The organism is Lacticaseibacillus sharpeae JCM 1186 = DSM 20505, from assembly GCF_001436225.1.
GTDB classification, from domain to species: domain Bacteria; phylum Bacillota; class Bacilli; order Lactobacillales; family Lactobacillaceae; genus Lacticaseibacillus; species Lacticaseibacillus sharpeae.
The window spans coordinates 46,780-67,084 of the sequence record NZ_AYYO01000014.1; the positions used below are offsets into that span (position 1 = coordinate 46,780).

The window sequence follows — 20,305 nt, forward strand, 5'->3', positions numbered from 1 at the left end:
GCTGCGGCGGTTGACAATAACCAGTTGGCTCAGCTGGTGGTGCCAGTCGACCACGCTTATGCGAACCTGCCCGGCGTCGACATCACGGATGCGCAGTGGCCGGGAGTCAGCAACGGTGGCTGGGTTGATCTGCCACAGGTCCAGGCCAGCGAAGTGATTCTGCGCCGCGGCGGTATCTTGAAGGCCGTGTACACCCGGGCAGATAATGGCATCTACAAGCCGCTGACCATGTACCTCGCAAATGATGGAGGGCAAAATGCAACAAATTAAGATTGTGCCACCCCTGCAGCCAAGCCAGGTGCCCAGCACCCCGATTGTGCTCGTGCTGGGCTTTTTCGATGGTGTCCACCGTGGCCACCAGGCGGTCATCGCTGCGGGCCGGGCGGAAGCTGACCGGCTGAACCTGCCGCTGGCCGTGATGACGTTCAACGAACACCCGGCCATCGTGTATGGTGGTGCGGACGCCAAAACGTTCAAATATTTGTCCACGGAGCACCGCAAAGCCGCGCTCATGGCCAAAAACGCGGTTGATATTCTGTATACGGTCACCTTCACGCCGGCGTTTTCCCGCCTGCAGCCCCAAGCCTTTGTTGATCAGTACCTGGTCGGCCTGAACGCACACACCGTCGTTGCCGGGTTTGATTACACGTACGGCAAGAAGGAGATTGCGAACATGTCGCGCCTGCCGGAATACGCCCAAGGCCGGTTTCAAATCATCGAGGTCGGCAAGCATACCGACGCAGATGCGAAAATCAGCTCCACGCGCATTCGCCAAGCGCTCGCTGCCGCCGACGTCGATACGGCCAACCGGCTGCTCGGATATGATTACCAGACAACGGGGGTCGTGGTGCACGGCCTGGCGCGGGGCCGGGAGCTCGGGTTCCCCACAGCCAACATCCAGACGCCCGTGCACGAAACGTTGCCGGGGATCGGCATCTACGTGGTGCAGCTAAAAGTCGACGGGCAGTGGTACGGTGGCATGGCATCAGTTGGGCGCAACGTGACGTTCGGCGATGGGCAGGCCATCACGGTCGAAATCAACCTATTTGACTTCCACGCAGATATTTACGGCCAATCAGTGCTCGTCCGGTGGCGCCATTACCTGCGCGGTGAGGTGAAGTTCACTGGAGCTGCGGGGCTTGTGACCCAGTTGCACCTGGATGAAGCCAACAGCCGTGAATTTTTGCGTCAGCACCAAAGTTAGGACTTCCGGCGGATACGCCTAAGTGAATAATCAGCGATACTGGAAGAAGCAACGGCGTTACGTTGCTTCTTTTTGCTTCTTTTCCCCCTTGCCGCAAACAATTTGCTGAAATTAGCACTACTGAGTTGACATTGCTAATCGGGCGCGGTACTATAATTAGCGTTAGCACTTATTGAGAATGAGTGCTAAAAAGAAGGGGGTGGCAGCATGCTGACGAAGCGCGAACTAATGGTTCTTAACGAAATCATTCGGTCTTACACCGAAACGGGCCAGCCAGTCGGGAGTAAATCCCTGCTGGCGACGCTACCGATGCATGTCAGTTCAGCCACAGTCCGCAATGACATGGCTGCGCTTGAGGAAGCAGGCTTAATAATGAAGACGCACAGTAGCTCGGGCCGTGTTCCGAGCGCTGCGGGTTACCGTTATTACCTGGACCACATGCTCACACCGGCAACACTACCAGATGCGGATCTGCAGACGATTCAGAATTCATTCGGTGACAACTATCACCGAATTGACGACATCGTTCAGCAATCCGCCCGCATCCTCTCCAACCTGACGAGCTACACGGCCATCACATTGGGGCCAGAGGTATCGGCACTTACACTTGAAGGCTTCCGCATTGTGTCACTAGGCGGACGCCAGGTAATGGCCATCATCGTATCTAGCGATGGGAGCGTCCAGAACCAAGTGTTTAACCTACCTGAGGGTGTGCAATCGGAGGACGTTGAAAAGGCGATCAGCATTGTCAACGACCAACTGGTGGGGAAGACGTTGCCTGAAGTGGCACGCAGCCTGCAAACGGACGTACCGGCGATGCTGATGCGGCATTTGACCACACCAGATGGTTTCCTCGACATGTTCGGGGATGTATTGAAACAAGCAGTCACGGAGCGCTTCTACGTTGGCGGCCGCCTCAACCTCATGGATTACTTCGGACCCGACGATATCGGGGAACTGAAGGACGTCATGCGGATTATCGACCACAGCGACGATTTGAACCGGCTGCTAAGTGTTGATACCGACCATCCAATCTCGGTGCGGCTGGGCAGTGAAATGTCCGACGATGCGCTGAAGAACCTATCCGTCATCACCGCGCGCTATGCCGTGGGTGAACACGGGCAGGGGACGATTGCGTTGATTGGCCCGACCTCAATGCCATACTCCAAGATGATTGGGCTACTAGATGCCTTTCGGGGTGAACTAGCCAAACGCCTAATGAACTACTACAACCACATGTAGCAGCGAAATAACTTAGTGAAGGGAGCCTGAAAATGGTGAAGCACGAATCCAAAAGCACTGATAACGGTGTTGATGAACTTGCGCAACTCAAGGCAGAAATCAGCGCGAACTCCCTCCGTGATCTCGAAGCATTAAGCAGTGAGACCACCCAAGAGGCAGCGTCCCTGAAGAAGGAACGCGATCAGTTCGAGGACAAGTACCTCCGCGCTGAAGCAGAAATGCGTAACATGAACGCTCGATTCAAGAAGGAACGCGAACAACTCCTTCACTTCGATGGGCAGAAGGTCATCACGTCAATTCTGCCAGTTCTGGACAACCTTGACCGCGCATTGCAGTCAGAGGTGAACGACGACGGTGCGGCGCAGCTCAAGAAGGGTGTGCAGATGGTGTTCGAACACATGCAAACCGCCCTGAAGGAAGCCGGCGTTACTGAAGTCGGGGTTGCGGGGCAGAAGTTCGACCCAACCGTCCACCAGGCAGTCCAGACAGTGGCTGCCGATGCTGACCACAGCAAGGACACAATCGTCACCGTGTACCAAAAGGGGTACAAGCTGCACGAACGCGTTCTGCGGCCAGCAATGGTTGTCGTTGCCAACTAGCAGTTGCCGTAAATAAATTAGTTAATTAATTCATGAAAGAGGTTAGATTCTATGTCTAAAGTTATTGGGATTGACTTGGGGACTACCAACAGTGCCGTTGCGGTACTGGAAGGTGGGGACCCAAAGATTATTACAAATCCAGAAGGTAACCGTACCACACCTTCTGTCGTAGCCTTCAAGGATGGCGAAATCCAGGTCGGTGAAGTTGCTAAGCGTCAGGCAATTACTAACCCTGACACCATCATCTCCATCAAGCGTCACATGGGTGAAGCCGGCTACAACGTTCAGGTTGGCGACAAGAAGTACACGCCGCAGGAAATCTCCGCGATGATCTTGCAGTACATCAAGAAGTTCGCTGAAGACTACCTCGGCGAATCCGTCGACAAGGCCGTTATCACCGTGCCTGCATACTTCAACGACTCCCAGCGTCAGGCAACTAAGGATGCTGGTAAGATTGCTGGTCTCGACGTAGAACGGATTGTCAACGAACCAACCGCTTCCGCCTTGGCATACGGCCTGGACAAGACCGACAAGGACGAAAAGGTGCTGGTATATGACCTTGGTGGTGGGACGTTTGACGTTTCCATCTTGCAGCTTGGTGATGGGGTCTTTGAAGTTCTGTCCACGAACGGTGACACACACCTTGGTGGTGATGACTTCGATAACAAGATCATTGACTGGTTGGTTGCCGAATTCAAGGCTGACAACGGTATCGACTTGTCCCAGGACAAGATGGCGCTCCAACGTCTGAAGGATGCAGCTGAAAAGGCGAAGAAGGACCTCTCCGGTGTTTCTTCCACCCAGATTTCCCTGCCATTCATCTCCGCTGGCGCTAACGGCCCACTGCACCTCGAAAAGACCTTGACCAAGGCTAAGTTCGACCAGATGACCGCGGACCTTGTTGACCGCACACGGATTCCAGTTCAGAACGCTTTGAAGGACGCTGGCCTGTCCGCCTCCGACCTCGATAAGGTTATCCTGAACGGTGGTTCAACCCGGATTCCTGCTGTTCAAGAAGCCGTTAAGGGCTGGACCGGCAAGGAACCTGACCACTCCATCAACCCTGACGAAGCCGTTGCTCTGGGTGCTGCTATCCAGGGTGGGGTTATCACCGGTGACGTTAAGGACGTTGTGCTTCTTGACGTTACGCCACTTTCTCTTGGGATTGAAACCATGGGTGGGGTCTTCACCAAGCTGATCGACCGTAACACGACCATCCCAACGAGCAAGTCACAGGTCTTCTCCACGGCTGCAGACAACCAGCCAGCTGTTGATATTCACGTGCTGCAGGGTGAACGCCCAATGGCTGCCGACAACAAGACGCTTGGCCGCTTCCAGCTTGCTGACATCCCAGCTGCACCACGTGGTGTACCTCAGATCGAAGTTAAGTTCGACATCGACAAGAACGGGATTGTTCAGGTTTCCGCTAAGGACATGGGTACCGGCAAGTCCCAGAACATCACAATCAAGAGTTCATCAGGTCTGTCTGACGACGAAATCGACCGCATGGTTAAGGAAGCTCAGGAAAACGAAGAAGCCGACAGCAAGCGTAAGGAAGAAGTAGACCTGCGTAACGATGTTGACCAGCTCATTTTCCAAACCGACAAGACCTTGAAGGATCTCGACGGCAAGGTATCCGCAGACGAAATCAAGAAGGCTAAGGATGCTGAAGAAGAACTGAAGAAGGCCCAGCAGGACAATGACCTTGAAGCAATGAAGGAAAAGCGCGATGCTTTGTCCAAGATTGTTCAGGACATGACCGTTAAGCTGTACGAACAGGCCCAGAAGGCACAGCAGGCTGCTGGGGCTGATGGCGCGGCTGCCGGCGATGCATCTGCTAATGCCGATGACAACAAGAAACAGGACGACGATGGCACCATCAATGGTGAATACAAGGACGTCAACGACAAGAAGTAAGCAATAGCTGCTGCTTGTGTCAGAAAGGCCAGAGTCCGTAACGCGGGCCTGGTCTTTTTGTTTGGCACTCCTTGTGCTATTCTGATAAGGCATAGAATTATCTAACCCAGTTACTGGGCAATTAAGAAATAGGGTTCGACCGCTGGCTAAGCTCCGCGGCTGAACAATCGGAGGAAAACATGGCGGATTCGAAAGACTATTATGCAACTCTGGGTGTTTCCCGCGACGCAAGCGACGATGAAATCAAGCGGGCATTCCGGAAACTCTCAAAGAAGTACCACCCAGATATCAACCACGAACCTGGCGCTGAGCAGAAGTTCAAGGACATCAACGAAGCATACCAGGTGCTCTCTGATAAGCAAAAGCGGGCCGCTTATGATCAATACGGCAGTGCTGATGGTCCTCAGGGTGGGGGCTTCGGCGGCCAAGGCTTCAGCGACTTCGGTGGCGGCCAGGGCTTCGGTGGTTTCGACGACATCTTCAGCTCCTTCTTCGGGGGCGGTGGGGCCGCAACCGGCCGCACCCAGCCGCGTGCTGGTGCCGATTTGCAGTACCGGATGGACCTCAAGTTCGAAGAGGCGGTCTTCGGCAAGAAGACCAACATTTCCTACAATCGCAAGGGCAGATGCCACGTCTGTTCCGGGACCGGGGCGGCCAATGGTGAACAACCACAGACCTGTTCTAAGTGTCACGGCCGCGGCTTCGTGACCGTGCAGCGGAACACACCGCTTGGGGTAATGCAGTCCCGCGAAACCTGTGATGTTTGTCACGGTACTGGTAAGGAAATTAAGGACAAGTGCAACAACTGTCAGGGTAGTGGGGTTGAAAACGAGCGCCACACCATCGAGGTTTCCGTTCCAGCCGGCATCATGGATGGCCAGCAGATGCGCCTCGACAATGCGGGTGAAGCCGGCGAGAACGGTGCGCCATTTGGTGATTTGTACATCGTCTTCCGCGTTGAACCAAGCAGTAAGTACGAACGTGACGGGGCCGACATCTTGATGACTCTGGATGTTTCCTTCGCCCAGGCTGCACTTGGTGATGACGTGAAGGCTGACACCGTGCACGGACCAGTTGAACTGAAGATTCCTGCGGGCACGCAATCTGAAACTAAGATTCGCCTGCGCGGGAAGGGTGCACCACGGCTACAGGGTTCCGGGACGGGGGACGAAATCGTCACCGTGCGGATCCACACGCCAAAGCACCTGAACCAGGACCAGAAGGACGCGCTGATGAAGTTTGCTGCCGCCAGTGGGCAGGCAGTCAAGCCGCACGAGAGCAGCCTGTTTGACAAGGTTCGCGATGCATTCAAAGGCAAATAAGTAGTATGGGGGCGCGTAAAATCCGGTGCACGTGGTTTTTACGCGCCCCTTACATATCACGGAGTCTTGTGCTGCGTGAAGAAGGAGAAGCAATGAACATTTTTGATCAGTACAAAAAAGACGTGGCTGCACTCCTAGCCCAGGCCACACCAGCGAATCTGGCGCTCACCATCCAGAGCATAGAGCTCACCAGTCGCTACGCCGGGATTGCCCTGCAGCAGGTTGGTGCTAGTACCGAAATTACACGGGATGAAACGCAGGCGGAAGCATTGCGGAAGTCCGTGAGCGGAATGACAACGATGCTGCCCGCAGCGATGCCTGCAAATGACGGCGATGAAGCGGGCGTGGCTCCCGCCCAAGCCGACTTGGTGAAGGTGGAACGCAAGCTGATCGGCGCGATTGCCGGCAACCACTTTTTCACCGAAGCCTCTGTCCGGGACCTGGATCTGGCCGATGGTGATACCGTGCGCCTCAGTAACGACGAATTCGGTGACGGGACCAGCATTACCATTGTTGGGCGCAACACAAGTACCGCAGCGCCCCGCATCGTTCGCATTCACGGGGCTGTGATTGAAAAAGACGACAAGCTGCCAACGGGCTACCAGTTCATCGCGGAAAAGGACGTGCACGGAGATGTGCTGATGCGCACCCGCGACAACGTGCCGGTGACGTTCTTGATTAAACAGATTGACGTGGCCCGCCTCGCCCTGCGCTCTGGCGACATCGTGGATTTGGCCTGGTACAGCACTGATGGTCCGCAGCAGGCTACCGTTAGCTGGGTGTACAAGGACAAGCAGGGCCTGAAGCCAAAGCAAAAGCACATCGCTAAGCCCAAGAAGAAGGCAGCGATTAAGGCCGAGACTGCAGCAACCGGCGCCAGCGCCGAAACCGCGGCGAAGACTTACACCCCCCGGGTGAAGTTCGAACTCGGCGGCCGCAACGTGCTCCTCGTCGGTAACGTGACTAGCCAAACCGACATTGACCTGGTCGTTGCGGCGCACGATGGGGGCGAAACAACCGCCACCGCTGCAACTAAGGGCACCCAGCTGAAACACAAGTTGGCACGCGCCGATGTGGCAATCCTGATTACCGATGAAGTGCACCACATCACCACCAACACGAGCGTTAAGATTGCCAAGAGCCTGAAGGTCCCGTACGCGGTGGCAAACAGCGATGCACCGCTCGTGGTGGAGCGGGCGCTGTACCGGGCCATTAGCGGCATGCCCGCCTATGAAGGTGCACAGAGTGACTTCCAGTACCCCGAAATCTAATTATTAATTTGCCCGACGTCCCCGCTATTTTAGTGGGGGCGTTTTTGTTTTCAGTTTCAATGGAACAGAAATGCGTAAATACTGGTACAGTTAATCGCCTGTTTAATACAGAAATGGACTATTACACCGTTTTCAAATAAACACATCTATGGTACTGTTAAACCATCAACTTACAAATTACAAGTGGAGGAAAACACAATGCCAGAAAACGAAACCAAACGCTACGGGGCCAACTTGATTGTCGAAAGTCTCGCCAACCACGGGGTCGAATACGTCTTCGGGATTCCCGGGGCGAAGATTGACCGCGTCTTCGACCAGCTGGATCACCCGCAAATTGAAAATGCTCCTAGGCTCGTCGTTACCCGACACGAGCAGAATGCGGCGTTCATGGCTGCTGGGGTGGGCCGCATAACCGGTAAGCCCGGTGTGGTCATCACCACTTCTGGCCCCGGCGTGTCCAACCTCGCAACCGGGCTGCTCACGGCAAATGCGGAAGGCGACCCCGTCCTCGCCATTTCAGGGCAGGTGCAGCGGAAGGACTTGCTGCGCCAGACCCACCAGAGCATTCGCAATGCCGACTTGCTCGCGCCCGTCACCAAGTACTCGGCGGAAGTGCAGGACCCCAACAACATTTCCGAAATGCTTGCCAACGCCTACCAGGCAGCTGAATCGGGCAAGCAGGGTGCCAGCTTCGTTTCCGTGCCCCAGGATGTCACCGATAGCGTGGTGACCGCCGCGCCAATTCGTACCCTGACCGCCCCGAAGCTTGGTCCCGCCAGTCCGACCGACATTGCACTGTTGGCGCAGAAGATTAAGGACGCCGAACTGCCCGTCTTGCTACTTGGCATGCGTGCATCCTCTGCAGAAGTAACCGCCGCTGTCCGCGACTTGCTCGCCGTTACGGAATTGCCCGTCGTGGAAACGTTCCAGGGTGCCGGCATTATTTCCCACGCGCAGGAGAAAAACTTCTTCGGCCGGGTGGGTCTGTTCCACAACCAGCCCGGGGACGTGCTGCTGAAGCAAAGTGACCTGATTATCACCATTGGCTACGACCCGATTGAATACGAACCCCGCAACTGGAACGCGGCTGAAGACGCCCGCGTCATCGTCATCGACAGCGAACCCGCCCAGATTGACCAGAACCTGCAGCCAGAAACCGAGCTGATTGGGGATATTGCCCAGACCCTCGCGTTCCTGGAACCCCAGCTGCGCGGTTACCGGGTGGCTGAAGGGGCGACCCACTTCCTGGACCACCTGCGCAACGAACTCACGGTTCGCGACTTGCCACCAGTTGCGACCAAGCCGGGGTTGGTGCACCCACTTGCCATCATTCAGGAGCTGCAGGCATTAACCACCGACGACATGACGGTAGCCGTTGACGTGGGGAGCTTCTACATCTGGATGGCCCGGCATTTCCGGTCCTACGAGCCCCGCCACCTGCTGTTTAGTAACGGGATGCAGACGCTTGGTGTAGCCCTGCCCTGGGCGATTGCTGCCAGCCTCGTCCGGCCCCACAGCAAGGCCATCTCGGTTTCTGGTGACGGCGGCTTCCTGTTTTCCGGTCAGGAACTCGAAACGGCGGTGCGCCTGCACAGTAACCTCGTGCAAATCATCTGGAACGACGGCCACTACGACATGGTGAAGTTCCAGGAAGAAAAGAAATACGGGCGTAACGCCGCCGTTGACTTCGGCCCGGTCGATTTCGTGCAGTACGCCGAAAGCTTCGGCGCTAAGGGCCTCCGGGTCACCGATGCGGCTAACTTGCGCAGTGTGCTGGAGGAAGCGTTTAACACTGATGGCCCGGTTGTCGTGGACATCCCGGTGGACTATAGTGAAAACAGTAAGCTCGCTGCCGACATGCTGGACGACCAGTTCTAACGCAGCGCGGGAGGCAAATCTTGACGGAAACATTATTTCAACACGGAACGTTAGCGGCTCTTGTACCTGGTCTGTTCACCGGCACCATTACGGCCGGTGAACTGCTCAAGCACGGTGATACCGGAATCGGGACCCTCGCCGGCTTGGATGGCGAACTGATTATTGACGCTGGCACCATTTACCAGGTGAATCACGAAGGCAAGGTCCGTGTGGTGGCCCCAGACGAGACCATTCCGTTTGGCAACGTGCATTTTGCCAATTTTGGCCCCGCCCAAACCCTGAAGGCAGCCAGCTATGCGGACTTGCAGGCGGCTGTGCGCGCGCACCTGCGCTCTTTGAACCTGTTCGCGGCCATTCGCCTAACAGGGACCTTCAAGCACGTTACAACGCGGGCAGTGCGCAAACAGACGGTGCCATACCCGACGCTGGTGGCAACCGCTGATGACCAGAGCGTATTCAACGCAGAAAACGTCATGGGTACCCTGAGCGGTTACTTTTCCCCGGCGCTGTATGCCGGCGCGGCGGCACCAGGCTTCCACCTGCATTTTCTAAGCGCCGACCACCAATTTGGCGGCCACGTGCTGGCAGCCAGCGGCGTTACGGGCGCGCTGCAGCTGCAGACGTTTACCAACTTCGAATTGCACCTGCCAGCGGATGACGCGGCCTTTCGCGACCAAGATTTCACCAGTCCCCAGATTGTTGCCGACATTGAACGGGCAGAACATTAATTAACGCATGACGGTGACCAACCGATTAATCGCAACGGTCACCGTTTTTTGTTATACTAATAGATAGGACTTTTCAGGAAAGCAGGAACATACATGAACTTTGACGAAATGCGTGAGCGGCAGCGCCACATTCGGAATTTTTCAATCATTGCCCACATTGATCACGGGAAGAGTACGCTCGCCGACCGGATCTTGGAAATGACCGACACCATCGCCAAGCGCGACATGCAGGCCCAGGTGCTGGACGACATGGCGCTGGAACGTGAGCGGGGGATCACCATCAAGCTGAACGCCGTGGAGCTGCACTACAAGGCCAAAGACGGGCAGACCTACATCTTCCACCTCATCGACACCCCAGGGCACGTGGACTTCACGTACGAAGTTAGCCGGTCGCTGGCGGCCTGTGAAGGGGCCCTGCTCGTCGTTGACGCGGCGCAGGGGGTTGAGGCCCAGACGCTGGCTAACGTTTATTTGGCGGTCGATGACGACCTCGAAATCGTGCCGGTCATCAACAAGATTGACCTGCCTAGTGCCCAGCCAGACGTTGTGAAGGAAGAAATCGAAGAGATGATTGGCCTGGATGGTGACGATGCCATTCTCGCCAGCGCCAAGGCCGGCATCGGGATTGAAGAAATTCTTGAGCGGGTCGTCAGCGACATTCCGGCACCCAAGGGCGATGTCGAGGCACCACTTAAGGCCCTCATTTTCGACTCCGTATACGACTCCTACCGCGGCGTTGTGCTCAACGTGCGGATTGAAGAGGGGGCCGTGCAGGTCGGCGACATGATCGAGCTGATGAGTAACGGCAAGAAGTTCGAAGTGACCGAAGTTGGGGTGATGTCCCCTAAGGCCGTTAAGCGCGATTACCTGATGGCCGGGGATGTTGGTTACATCACCGCATCCATCAAGACGATTCAGGACACCCGCGTCGGGGACACCGTGACTAACGCTGACCGGCCGGCAGAAAAGGCACTTGAAGGCTACCGGAAGATTACGCCAATGGTCTACGCGGGGGTCTTCCCCACCGACAACGCTAAGTTTAACGACTTACGCGATGCGCTCGAAAAGCTGCAGTTGAACGACGCGGCGCTGGAATTCGAACCCGAAACCAGTAAGGCTCTTGGCTTTGGTTTCCGCTGCGGCTTCCTTGGGTTGCTGCACATGGACGTGGTGCAGGAACGACTGGAGCGTGAATTCAACCTCGACCTGATTATGACCGCGCCATCCGTGGACTACCACGTCAAGAAGACGGACGGAACCGAGATTACGGTTGAAAACCCTGCCGAAATGCCCGACGTGAGCGAGATTCGCGAAATTTCTGAACCATACGTCAAGGCCAACATCATGGTTCCCAACGATTACGTCGGGCCAGTGATGGAACTGGCCCAGCGCAAGCGCGGGGAATTCGTCACCATGGATTACCTCGACAAGTACCGGGTTAACGTCATTTACAACTTGCCACTGTCCGAAATCATCTACGACTTCTTCGATGACCTCAAGAGCAACACCAAGGGTTACGCAAGTTTGGACTACGAAATCACCGGTTACCGGCCAAGTGACTTGGTGAAGATGGACATCCTGCTAAATGGTGATCCTGTCGATGCGCTGTCTACCATCGTGCACAAGGAATTCGCGTACGACCGGGGCCGCGGCGTTGTCAGCAAGCTGAAGGAGACCATTCCGCGGCAGAACTTCGAGGTGCCAATTCAGGCAGCCATCGGGACCAAGATTATTTCCCGGGCCACCATTCGGGCTTACCGCAAGGACGTGACTGCCCGCATTCACACCGGGGACCCAGACCGACGCGCCAAGCTGCTCGATAAGCAAAAGCGCGGGAAGAAGCGGATGAAGGCTGTTGGGAGCGTCGAAGTGCCCCAGGAAGCATTCATGTCGCTACTGGAAGTCAACGAGAAGGATACACGCGGCAAGTAGTGGTTTGGCATCGCTCAAGACATGCTCTTCATTGAATCGCTAATCATTTTCAAAAACCGCCCATTTTTCGCCCACTAATTATGTGTGGGTAGAAAATGGGCGGTTTTTGTGCGTGCGCGCAATTAGCTTCTTGTCATGTTGTACTAGTTATTGTACAATTATGTAAACCAATGGGGAGGTGGCACTAATGGACACAGTTAGCTACAGCAATTTTCGGCAGAATTTGAAAAGTTACATGGAAAAATTAAAGGACGATGCCGACACCGTAGTTGTTACGGCCAAGGATCCAGAAAACAACATGGTCATTATGAACCAACACGATTACGATTCGATGCAGGAAACCATGCGAATTATGAGTAACCCTTATTTGATGGACAAGATTCGTCGGGGACAAAAGCAACTAGCAGCCGGAAAGGGACAGACACACGAGCTGTTTACGGATTTTGACGATGAATAAGCTATGGTTGGACGACGGCTGGTCTGACTATGAAGATTGGGTTGGTCGCGGAGATTGGAAGACTGTGAAACGCATCAATAAATTGATTGATGACATCAATATGCATCCTTTCACAGGTCTGGGGAAACCAGAACCGCTAAAGCATGAGCTGTCTGGCCTGTGGTCTAGACGTATAACACAGGAGCACCGACTGATATACACCATCAATAATAATACGATTCAAATTTTCTCGTGTCGTGACCATTAGTAATAGTGTGCGGAAGCCAGACACGATAATTTGAATAACTACGAAGGAAAACCGGGTACCAAACATGAGTCTAGTCACCGTCGTCCTCACCCCAGATGAATGCTCCGTCGTGTCTGACGGCCGCATCTCATCAGAAGCCGGGGGCATCTATTACGAACATTTTCAAAAATTCCGCTTGTTTGCCGGACGCTTCATCGTTCTTGGCGGCGGCTACCAGCAGCCATTAATTGATTTTTGGCACGACCTGGAAACCACCAGCCTTGATTTAACGTGGGCGCTAGTGGAAGAATACCTTGCTAACTTCATGACCATCAGAACCCGCTACTTTGTCCTCGCTAACCACGAAGAACGCGACGAAACGGTGGCGAATATCGTCCTGTGCGGCATCAACGACCAGGGCCAGATTGCCGCACACGCCTTCACCAACGATGGGTATGGCATGTACGATAAGGTGTTCACTGAACCACAGCCAGGCGAAGTGGCAGCCATTACCTGTCCGCCGCGCGAATATCCGCAGGCGCAACAACTGCTCGCGGCCAATATTCGGCGGCTCGGTCCGGGCCACCACACACAGGCGCAGATTGACACGCAGTTGACCGTAGCCGAAAAGGCGGCCAGCGTGAATGACAAAACATTCGGCCTCGTGTTAGATAAGCAAGGTCACATACGCAAAATTCAAAATAATTAAAAAATCCTCTGGCACTGCCCAAACACGGATGCCGGAGGATTTTTACGTATGTTGCTTAGCGTTGGGGCAGCGCCAACTCATCCCAAAAGATTTGGGTGAGGGCGATGCGCAGTTTCATCGTCTGTTCCGGAGACAGCATCTTGCCCTTGAAGGTGAGGTGAGCACTGCCGGTATCCGCCAAAAAGCCGCTTAAGTCAGTGGTATCACTGCTGGCAGGATTCTGGTGGGGATTTTTTTGGTTAGAGCGCCCAAGCAAATAATCAACAGATACGGCATACAAATCTGCTAATTTGGCGAGCTCAGTGGCCCCAAGTTTGCGGTCGCCTGATTCAATGCGACTAATAATACTATTGTTAAGGTGCAACTTGCGGGCAACTTCGGATTGGGACATACCCGTGGCTTCACGTGCGTCTACCAAGCGCCTTTGCAAAGAAATAATGCTCATATGCAATTACCTCCTTTTGTGATTTGAACAACTTAAGTTTAACGTTTTTTGCTGATTGCACAAAACTATTTGTGATAATCGCAATATCATCGTTGACTATGCGGATTTAGCAATAGTAAGATATGCATGTTAACTTGATGTGGATGGAGGGAAACCAGCTTGAATTACGTGATTAATACGGAAGTTATCAAGAAGCTGCGGCTACAACGGCAATTAACGTTAGTGGCAGCCGCCAACGCAATTGGTCTAACTCGCGCCGATCAATACCTGCGCCGTGAGAACGGACAATATCAGTTCAAAGCAACCGAACTACCGGCCCTTGCCGATCTGCTCGGCGTCCCAATGGAGAAGCTCTTCATCAAGAGTAAGCATTAACCAAAAAAGAATTCGCAAATTTGCGGATTCTTTTTGTTTGTTTCGGGGCTTTCTTGCTTATTTCGCGAAATCTAAAGTAGAATGGATATTAGTGATTTTTCCGGCGACTATCTTTGGTGCCGGTAAGAAGGAGGACGACATGGCAAACGCTGCAGCCTTGCAGGTGCTAAAAGAAAAATTCGGGTACGACAGTTTTCGCCCGGGCCAAGATCAGGTCATTGACCGGATTATGAACCACGAAAACACGCTCGCCGTTATGCCCACTGGTGGGGGGAAGTCGTTATGTTACCAGATTCCGGCGCTCTTGCTGTCCGGGATTACGGTGGTGGTTTCGCCGCTGATTGCGCTGATGAAAGACCAAGTCGACGCACTGAATGACAACGGCATCGCGGCCACGTTCATTAACAGCTCGATTACGTTCCAGGAGATTGATTACCGGCTGGACATGTGTGCACGCGGAGAAGTGAAATTGCTGTACGTGGCCCCCGAACGCCTCGACAACGAGAACTTCCGTCACCAGCTGGACGCTTTGCCCATTGACCTGGTGGCCGTTGACGAAGCCCACTGTATTTCCCATTGGGGGCATGACTTCCGGCCCAGCTACTTGAATCTGCAGACGGTAGTCCAGGAATTGCACTCGCACCCGACGATTATCGCGCTCACTGCCACCGCGACCAAGCGGGTGGCGCAGGATATCTGCGTTCGGCTCGCGATTCCGCAGTCGGGGATGGTGAACACCGGCTTCGAGCGCAGCAACCTAAGCTTCAAGGTCGTACGGGATCAGGATAAGGACACTTACTTGCTGGAATACCTGAAGCTGAACCACGACCAGGCGGGCATTATCTACGCCAGCACGCGTAAGGAAGTTGACCGCCTCACCAATTTGCTCGCGCATAAGCACTTCCCCGTAACGGCGTACCACGCGGGGATGAGTGAAATGGAGCGCAATCAGAACCAGGAGGACTTCCTCTTCGACCGCAAGCCGATTATGGTGGCGACCAATGCGTTCGGGATGGGGATTGACAAGAGCAACGTGCGCTTTGTCATCCACGACCAGGTACCTGGTGACCTCGAATCCTACTATCAAGAGGCTGGGCGTGCGGGACGTGATGGCCTGCCAAGTGAAGCCATTTTGCTCTTCAAGCCCCAAGACTTGCAGATTCGGCACTTCTTCATCGACCAATCTGAAGGCGACGACGATTACAAGGCCCGCGAATACGGCAAGCTGCAGACGATGCAACAATACGCGAACACGGGCGAGTGCTTGCAGCAGTTCATTCTGCGCTACTTCGGCCAAACCGGCTCCGCTCCGTGTGGCCGCTGCTCCAACTGCCTGGATGACCGTGAGTATTTCGACGTCACCATCGACGCGCAGAAGGTGTTATCCTGTGTGGTTCGCATGCACGCGCGGTTCGGGAAGGTAGTTATCGCGCAGGTGCTGGGCGGTTCCAATAACGAAAAATTGCGCACAAACAACCTGACTGATTTGCCCACGTACGGGATAATGGCTAATCAGACCCAGAAGCAACTGACTGGATTCATCGACTTTTTGACCGCCGACGGTTACTTGCAACCAACTGAGGGCCAATTTCCTACGCTGACAATCACGGAAAAAGGAGTTGCGGTACTCAAGGGGCAAGATCAGGTTCGCCGCAAACTCGCGGCTAAACCGACCCAGTCGCGTGCTGCCGCTAGTGTTGATGACGACCTGTTCCAGCAGCTGCGTGCACTGCGGATGCAGCTGGCTGAAAAGCAGGGTGTACCGCCATACGTTATTTTCTCCGACCAAACCCTCAAGGAAATGTGCTCGATCATGCCGCAGACGCGCGTCGAAATGCTGAGCGTGCGCGGGATTGGCCAAAACAAGCTCGACAAATACGGTGCACCGTTCCTGGAAATCTTGCAGGCGGCCGCCGAGTAACTGACCCACATAAAAAGCCTTTCTCCGCGCTGGAGAAAGGCTTTTTTGGTCTCACGGACGCATGAGGCCCACCGTCGCCCCGGCGATGATGAGCATCCCACTCAAGATAGCGGGCAATCCGCCACAGATAATGGCGAAAACGCCGCAAACATACAGTGCCGTGATTACAACGGTGCGCCCGTCGTTCATGAAAAATGGCAGGCAGATTGCAAACATGCAGGCAATCATCATGCCAAACGCCCGTCCGTCAATCGGAGCGCCTGGATCAATTTGCATCTGGGCAGTGGTCGCGGTTTGTTCGAGTAGTGCAACCAGCAAGCCGATCATCCCGCCGGCGAGGCAGAGAATCGTCTCCCCGTAACGTTTGGTCGTATGCGTTTCTGTCTTCCGCATTGCGGTCAGTCCTTTCGGTAACCTGGGTAAAATCCCTACACCCTCATTATAAAAGGTTAGCCAAAAAGTTTGTGCTTGACGGGCGCCAAACGCCGCCACCTGGGCATTGTGCAATGGTGGGCAAGCCGTAACCAGCGCCGCTTCGGTCAAAAATCGGCAAATTTGCGGACTAGGAATCCGCATAATTGCACAAAAAACCACCAACCTGCGCGGGTTGGTGGTTAAATATGCTTATTTAGCGTAGCCGTTCGGGTGCTTCTCGTTCCAGTTCCACGCGGTGGCGATAATCTTCTCCACGTCATCGAACTGTGGCTGCCACCCGAGCACATCGCGGGCCTTATCGGAGGCCGCAATCAGGGTTGATGGGTCACCAGGACGCCGGGGCGCCATCACGGCGGGGATTGCCTTGCCCGTAGCCCGCCGCGCCGCTTCCAGAATCTCCAGGTTGGAGAAGCCGGTCGCCGAGCCCAGGTTGAAGGCGTTGCTGTCGTTGCCCGCAGCCAGGTACTTGAGGGCCAGAATGTGCGCATCGGCGAGGTCAACGACATGCACGTAATCGCGGACGTTGGTGCCGTCCTTGGTGGGGTAGTCATCACCGAAGATTTGCAGCTGGTCGCGCTTGCCGGCCGCCACCTGGAGAATAATCGGAATCAGGTGGGTCTCGGGGTTGTGGTCTTCACCGATGGAACCATCAGGCTTGGCCCCGGCAACGTTGAAGTAACGCAGGGCAACGAATTTGATGCCGTACGCCACGTCGGACCAGTGCATGATCTTTTCCATTGCCAGCTTGCTTTCGCCGTACGGGTTGGTGGGAATCTGCGGGTCGGTTTCCTTGATGGGAATCTGCTTGGGTTCGCCGTAAGTGGCAGCGGTGGAACTGAAGACGATATTCTTAACGTCGAATTCGTGCATCACTTCTAGCAGCGTCACCATGCCGGCCGTGTTGTTGTCGAAGTACTTCAGCGGGTCCTTCATGCTTTCCGGCACCACGGAGAAGGCGGCGAAATGGACGACACCCTCCACGTTCTCGTCCGTGAAAACTTGGCGCATGAACGCCTTGTCGCGGACATCGCCCACGTGCAGCCGCGCCTTGGCGTTCACCGCGTCCTTGTGGCCCGTTACCAGGTTGTCGACCACGGCGACGTCATAGCCGGCCGCAACCAGGCGGTCAACGGTGTGGGAGCCAATGTAGCCCGCGCCACCAAGTACTAATACTGTCATGCAATCATCCTCCAATTTGTCTATGCCCTTATTCTACCAAACTTTGCCGGCCGCAGAATTACTTTTATGCGTCAATCACAAGGTGCTGACGGCGAAAAAAATTGGGCCAAGGCGGTTTGGACACCGGTTTGTTTGCTATACTTAATACGCTAAGAAAGGAACGATACTGTGGACCCACGATACGATTGGCAATTACAACCAGAACCAGACCAGCAGCAGGTACAGAAACTGGCCGCAGCGCTGCAGGTAACGCCGCTCGTGGCCAAATTAGCGGCCGAGCGGGGGATTACCTCGGCTGCGGACTGGGCGCACTTCACCCAGCCACACCTTGAAGACCTGCACGATCCGTTCGCGCTGCACGACATGGACAAGGCCGTCCAGCGCATCATGACGGCGGTTGAGGAGGGTCAACACATTACCATCTACGGCGACTATGACGTGGACGGCTTGACCAGCACGACCATCATGAAGGAAGCACTGGAAAGTATCGGGGCCGAACCTGACGTGTATATTCCCAATCGCTTCACGGACGGCTACGGGCCGAACCGTGACGTGTACGAACGGCTGCAGCAGGGGGGCACTGAGCTACTGATTACCGTGGACAACGGGGTGAGTGGTCACGACGAAATCGCCTGGGCAATGGCGAACGGCATGGACGTGGTGGTGACCGACCACCACGAACTGCCCGAGCAGCTGCCCGATGCCGTCGCGGTGGTGCACCCCCGTTACCCAGGAAGTAACTACCCATTCGGTGACCTCAGTGGCGCCGGTGTGGCCCTCAAGGTGGCTAGTGCACTGCTCGACGAGGTGCCGGTTGAAAGTATCGACCTGGCGGCACTTGGCGCGATTGCCGATGTCGTGAGTCTGACTGACGAAAACCGGATTTTCGTCCAGATTGGGCTGCAAATGCTGCGCGAATCGCCCCGCACCGGGATTGCCGCGCTGCTGGCGGCCGCCCACGTGGACCCCAAAACGGTCGATGAACAAACGGTCGGCTTCGTCATCGCGCCCCGGCTCAACGCCATTGGCCGCATGGGTGACGCGACGCCGGGCGTGACGCTGCTGTCCACCTTTGATCAGGAGGAGGCCACCAAGCTGGCTGGCCAAATTGACCAAACCAACCGGACCCGCCAAGAAACGGTCGCCGCGATTGCGGATACAGCGCTGGCCGAAGCACAGAGCCCGGCCAACCAGAAGCTGAGCGCACTGGTCATTGCGCACGCTGGCTGGCACCAAGGTGTGCTCGGCATCGTCGCCAGCAAGGTCGTTGAGGCCACGGGCAAACCCACGTTAATCCTGACCATCGATCCGCAAACCGGCGTGGCGAAGGGGAGCGGCCGGTCCGTGCCGGCGTTCCACCTGTTCCACGGTCTGCAAAAAGCGGCCGACCTGATGACCCACTTTGGCGGTCACGCTGCTGCAGCGGGGATGAGTCTGCCCGCTGAAAACATCGATCAGCTGCGCAGTATCCTCAGTGCGGCAGCCGCACCGGCGCTGAAGGAAAATCCCCGCATGCCACTCACCGTCAGCGGGCGGATTGAGTCAGGGGCTATCACCAAGGCTAGTTACCACGAATTGCGCCAGCTGGCACCATTTGGCGAAGGTAACCCGCAACCGGTCTTCACCATGGTGCCCAGTGTCATCGACAACGTGAAGTCCATCGGCAAAGACGGTAAGCACCTGCGTTTCCGCGTGGACGGGCAGCTGGGCAGCATTGCCTTCAATATGGGCCAACTCGCGGGCCCCATTGGCACGGCGGAGAAGGTCAAGCTCGCCTTTACCATCGGCGAAAACACCTTTAACGGGAACACCAGCCTGCAACTTGAAATCAAGGATTTGCAAATTCAGGCCAACGACGTCATCGATTTGCGCGAACCCACCCTGAACCGCGCCAAGCTCGCAGCGGCGGCAACGTACGTCTTCTTTGACGCCCACACTTCGCGCCGTCTGACCAATAGTTATCAGTTCGGCGGGCCCACAATACTGGCCAGCAAGCTAGCTGCGGGCACTAAGAACGTGGTGCTGGTGGACGTGCCGCATACCGCCGCCGAACTGGCAAGTGTGATGCAGAAAGTCGAATTACCTGTCAGCATCATGTTCTTCGCCACACCGGCCGACCTCATCGCCGTGCCCACGCGGCAGGAGTTCGGTCAGGTATTGGTCTACCTGCGCGCACACCCCCAGTTCGACAAACACAAGCTCGGGCTCCTCGCGCGCGCAGTGCACATGAATGTTAATCAAGTAATCCTGGCTGTACAGGTGTTTTTCCAGCTGAAATTTGTTACTATAGATGGTGCGTTAATTTCGGTAGTCAATAATCCAGAGAAGCACGCCCTAGAAGACGCGCCCGCATACCAAGAACGCAACAATGCAATCGTGCTGGCAAAGCACTTGCAAACTGCAGGTCGCGCTGCGCTTCAAACCGAGCTGCTCCGTTACCGCGATTAAGATTGTGAGGACATATT

The 20,305-nt window shown here is 55.4% G+C and carries 18 protein-coding genes and 1 pseudogene; 16 read left to right on the forward strand and 3 right to left on the reverse strand.

The genetic code is table 11. The features are described from left to right. The 13 genes and pseudogenes from FC18_RS12290 to FC18_RS04455 all read left to right on the forward strand — a co-directional run. Positions 1-270 (forward strand): annotated as a pseudogene (locus FC18_RS12290) (hypothetical protein); the annotation flags it as partial. Beyond that, positions 257-1,204 (forward strand): riboflavin biosynthesis protein RibF, encoded by a 948-nt coding sequence (gene ribF / locus FC18_RS04400; protein WP_056975561.1) that lies wholly within the window; start codon positions 257-259, stop codon positions 1,202-1,204. The pseudogene FC18_RS12290 and the gene ribF, both read left to right, overlap by 14 nt. A gap of 207 nt (positions 1,205-1,411) precedes the next feature. Beyond that, the gene (gene hrcA, locus FC18_RS04405) at positions 1,412-2,446 is read left to right on the forward strand and encodes a heat-inducible transcriptional repressor HrcA (protein WP_054678173.1); all 1,035 of its coding nucleotides are present in this window, start codon (positions 1,412-1,414) and stop codon (positions 2,444-2,446) included. 32 nt (positions 2,447-2,478) lie between these two features. Beyond that, a complete protein-coding gene (gene grpE / locus FC18_RS04410) occupies positions 2,479-3,045 on the forward strand; it encodes a nucleotide exchange factor GrpE (RefSeq protein WP_056975563.1) in 567 nt (188 codons plus the stop codon). A gap of 51 nt (positions 3,046-3,096) precedes the next feature. Further along, the gene (gene dnaK, locus FC18_RS04415) at positions 3,097-4,962 is read left to right on the forward strand and encodes a molecular chaperone DnaK (RefSeq protein WP_054678169.1); all 1,866 of its coding nucleotides are present in this window, start codon (positions 3,097-3,099) and stop codon (positions 4,960-4,962) included. Between the two features lie 179 nt (positions 4,963-5,141). Further along, on the forward strand, positions 5,142-6,284 hold the full coding sequence (dnaJ, locus tag FC18_RS04420; RefSeq protein ID WP_054678167.1) for a molecular chaperone DnaJ: 1,143 nt from the start codon (positions 5,142-5,144) through the stop codon (positions 6,282-6,284). A 92-nt stretch (positions 6,285-6,376) separates the two neighbouring features. Next, a complete protein-coding gene (locus FC18_RS04425) occupies positions 6,377-7,555 on the forward strand; it encodes a hypothetical protein (RefSeq protein WP_056975566.1) in 1,179 nt (392 codons plus the stop codon). 198 nt (positions 7,556-7,753) lie between these two features. Further along, entirely contained in the window at positions 7,754-9,433 is a 1,680-nt protein-coding gene (alsS, locus tag FC18_RS04430) for an acetolactate synthase AlsS (protein WP_056975569.1), read from the forward strand. Positions 9,434-9,450: 17 nt separating this feature from the next. Further along, a complete protein-coding gene (budA, locus tag FC18_RS04435) occupies positions 9,451-10,161 on the forward strand; it encodes an acetolactate decarboxylase (RefSeq protein ID WP_056975571.1) in 711 nt (236 codons plus the stop codon). A gap of 93 nt (positions 10,162-10,254) precedes the next feature. Next, entirely contained in the window at positions 10,255-12,093 is a 1,839-nt protein-coding gene (gene lepA, locus FC18_RS04440; protein ID WP_056975573.1) for a translation elongation factor 4, read from the forward strand. A gap of 187 nt (positions 12,094-12,280) precedes the next feature. Further along, positions 12,281-12,550: a type II toxin-antitoxin system Phd/YefM family antitoxin gene (locus tag FC18_RS04445; protein WP_054678162.1), complete on the forward strand. Its 270-nt coding sequence runs from the start codon at positions 12,281-12,283 to the stop codon at positions 12,548-12,550. Beyond that, positions 12,543-12,797 carry a Txe/YoeB family addiction module toxin gene (locus FC18_RS04450; RefSeq protein ID WP_054678160.1) on the forward strand — a complete coding sequence of 85 codons (255 nt, stop codon included), beginning with the start codon at positions 12,543-12,545 and terminating at the stop codon, positions 12,795-12,797. The genes FC18_RS04445 and FC18_RS04450 overlap by 8 nt, the downstream gene beginning before the upstream one ends. A gap of 64 nt (positions 12,798-12,861) precedes the next feature. Further along, complete coding sequence (locus FC18_RS04455; protein WP_054678159.1) at positions 12,862-13,485, forward strand: hypothetical protein; 624 nt, start codon at positions 12,862-12,864, stop codon at positions 13,483-13,485. Positions 13,486-13,540: 55 nt separating this feature from the next. Here FC18_RS04455 and FC18_RS04460 read toward each other — a convergent pair whose 3' ends face one another. Then, on the reverse strand, positions 13,541-13,930 hold the full coding sequence (locus FC18_RS04460) for a helix-turn-helix domain-containing protein (RefSeq protein WP_054678157.1): 390 nt from the start codon (positions 13,928-13,930) through the stop codon (positions 13,541-13,543). Between the two features lie 168 nt (positions 13,931-14,098). Between FC18_RS04460 and FC18_RS04465 the strand changes: the two genes are divergently transcribed. Further along, positions 14,099-14,305, forward strand: a complete 207-nt coding sequence (locus FC18_RS04465) for a helix-turn-helix transcriptional regulator (RefSeq protein ID WP_225353706.1) — start codon at positions 14,099-14,101, stop codon at positions 14,303-14,305. A 139-nt stretch (positions 14,306-14,444) separates the two neighbouring features. Further along, positions 14,445-16,226 (forward strand): DNA helicase RecQ, encoded by a 1,782-nt coding sequence (recQ, locus tag FC18_RS04470; protein WP_054678153.1) that lies wholly within the window; start codon positions 14,445-14,447, stop codon positions 16,224-16,226. A gap of 51 nt (positions 16,227-16,277) precedes the next feature. On the opposite strand, the gene FC18_RS04475 is transcribed toward recQ, so the two are convergent. Both FC18_RS04475 and galE read right to left on the reverse strand, forming a co-directional pair. Continuing rightward, a complete protein-coding gene (locus FC18_RS04475; RefSeq protein ID WP_054678151.1) occupies positions 16,278-16,619 on the reverse strand; it encodes a hypothetical protein in 342 nt (113 codons plus the stop codon). Positions 16,620-16,850: 231 nt separating this feature from the next. Beyond that, the gene (galE, locus tag FC18_RS04480; protein ID WP_054678149.1) at positions 16,851-17,840 is read right to left on the reverse strand and encodes a UDP-glucose 4-epimerase GalE; all 990 of its coding nucleotides are present in this window, start codon (positions 17,838-17,840) and stop codon (positions 16,851-16,853) included. Between the two features lie 168 nt (positions 17,841-18,008). Between galE and recJ the strand changes: the two genes are divergently transcribed. Next, positions 18,009-20,288 carry a single-stranded-DNA-specific exonuclease RecJ gene (recJ, locus tag FC18_RS04485; RefSeq protein WP_056975574.1) on the forward strand — a complete coding sequence of 760 codons (2,280 nt, stop codon included), beginning with the start codon at positions 18,009-18,011 and terminating at the stop codon, positions 20,286-20,288. Positions 20,289-20,305 lie beyond the last annotated feature (17 nt).